This window comes from Mesorhizobium sp. M8A.F.Ca.ET.021.01.1.1, assembly GCF_003998025.1.
In the GTDB taxonomy this organism is placed as follows: Bacteria; Pseudomonadota; Alphaproteobacteria; order Rhizobiales; family Rhizobiaceae; genus Mesorhizobium.
On the sequence record NZ_RZSJ01000862.1, the window covers coordinates 1 to 1,696 of the forward strand.

Below are 1,696 nucleotides of genomic sequence, written 5' to 3' on the forward strand. Positions count from 1 at the left end.
GGCTGGAAGGGGCCGGCCACGGCCCCACCGATGGCGTCGTCGCCAAATTGCTGGCCGACCCCTACCGGCCGGGCGAACGCGCGATGGTCAAGGTCAAACGGTTGCGTACGGCCGACTGCGTGGTAGGCGGATTTCGCTATCTGGCCGGCAGCAAGGAGGTCGGCTCGCTCCTGCTCGGCCTCTACGAGGAGAGCGGCAAACTCAACCATGTCGGCTTTACCTCGACCATCGGCAGGGACGACCGGGCCGGCGTCACCCGAAAGCTCGAAAAGCTGCGTGGCGGACCTGGCTTCACCGGCAAGGCGCCAGGCGGACCGAGCCGCTGGAGCACGCAGCGCAGCGGCGAATGGGAACCCTTGCGGCCGGAACTGGTGGTCGAGGTCCGCTTCGATCACGTCACCGGCGACAGGTTCCGGCATGGCACCAAATTGTTGCGCTGGCGGCCGGACAAGGCGCCGCGCCGGTGCACCATGCGGCAGATCCAGTGAGGGAGTTCGCCCCGCGGCGGCGCGTGGGCCGAGCCGGAGGCAGCCTCTTTGCGAGACCGCTGGAACAACCGTCCCGATAGCAAGTTGAGTCCCAGCTACACCGATGGTGGGCTTCACGACAATTGGAGATGACAATTATGGCGACTGCGAAGAAAGCGGCAACGAAGGGCCTTGAAGCCTTGTTCCTCGATGGGCTGAAGGACATTTACTATGCCGAGAAGAAAATCCTGAAGGCGCTGCCGAAAATGGCAAAGGGCGCCGAATCCGAGGACCTTGCGGCGGCGTTCGAGAAACATCTGGCGGAGACCGAGGGCCAGGTCGATCGCCTCGAACAGGTCTTCGAGCTTCTCGACAAGCCGGCCCGGGGCAAGACCTGCCCCGCCATCGACGGCATCCTCGAGGAGGGTTCGGAAATCCTCGAGGAATACAAGGGCGCCCCCGCGCTGGACGCCGGGCTGGTTGGGGCGGCGCAGGCCGTCGAACACTACGAGATCGCGCGCTACGGCACGCTGATCGCCTGGGCCGAACAGCTCGGCAAGGGCGACGTGGTCAACCTCCTCAACGCGACCCTCGAGGAGGAGATGGCGACCGACGAGGCCCTTTCCAGCCTTGGCGAGGGCGGCGTCAACGAGCGTGCCCTGGAACAGGCCGCCTAGCTGGCAAGTTTGTGCCCCGGGCGCCAGGCGACCGGGGCAAACTCCTCAGGATTTCGGAGAATGACGATGGACCCCCGCAAAACAGAGCAACCCGCGGTGCAGGCCGAAGACCCCGACGAAACCGAAGGTCCCGCCATGGGGCAGCAGGACTGGGACGCGCTCGCAGGGGCGAAAATCCTTCCCGACAATGCGGCGGTGGAAGACGGGGCCGAGGAGGAAGGCGACTTGCCCGAGGAAGACGACGACAACCCCTACCAGGAAAGCGACGAGGCATTGCCCGACGATGTCGAGGAGGCGGTCATTTCACGCGATCCTTCGAGGGAAGGCGGCCGCTTCGACGAAGAGTGACCCCAACGACGTGCGCAATCCGGTCAGCCGGCCGCATGCATCGGGGGCTCTTCATTCTCGTCGGGATTGGGTAGCGGCGCCTCGTCGGGCAATCGGTCCGGCTCCGGTTCGCCGATCGGCTCGGGCTTCCAATTGGGAGCCGGCATGGGCACATCGCGGTTGGGATCGGGTTCTCTCGGATCTGGCATCAAGTATGTCTCGCTT

At 65.3% G+C, this 1,696-nt stretch carries 3 protein-coding genes and 1 pseudogene; 3 read left to right on the plus strand and 1 reads right to left on the minus strand.

Features of this window, described 5'->3' with window-relative positions; translation table 11 throughout:
* The 3 genes and pseudogenes from EOA36_RS34825 to EOA36_RS34835 form a co-directional block, all read left to right on the plus strand.
* Positions 1-488, plus strand: a pseudogene (locus EOA36_RS34825) (ATP-dependent DNA ligase); the annotation flags it as partial.
* A gap of 137 nt (positions 489-625) precedes the next feature.
* The gene (locus tag EOA36_RS34830) at positions 626-1,144 is read left to right on the plus strand and encodes a ferritin-like domain-containing protein (protein ID WP_127281179.1); all 519 of its coding nucleotides are present in this window, start codon (positions 626-628) and stop codon (positions 1,142-1,144) included.
* A 66-nt stretch (positions 1,145-1,210) separates the two neighbouring features.
* Complete coding sequence (locus EOA36_RS34835) at positions 1,211-1,492, plus strand: hypothetical protein (RefSeq protein ID WP_127281180.1); 282 nt, start codon at positions 1,211-1,213, stop codon at positions 1,490-1,492.
* 23 nt (positions 1,493-1,515) lie between these two features.
* Here the strand turns inward: EOA36_RS34835 and EOA36_RS34840 are convergent.
* The coding region (locus EOA36_RS34840) for a hypothetical protein (RefSeq protein ID WP_210212446.1) at positions 1,516-1,696 on the minus strand (181 nt) is incomplete at its 5' end.

Coding starts and splice junctions, on each gene's coding strand:
- EOA36_RS34830 (WP_127281179.1), top strand. CDS start 626: ATGGCGACTGCGAAGAAAGCGGCAACGAAGGGCCTTGAAGCCTTGTTC.
- EOA36_RS34835 (WP_127281180.1), top strand. CDS start 1,211: ATGGACCCCCGCAAAACAGAGCAACCCGCGGTGCAGGCCGAAGACCCC.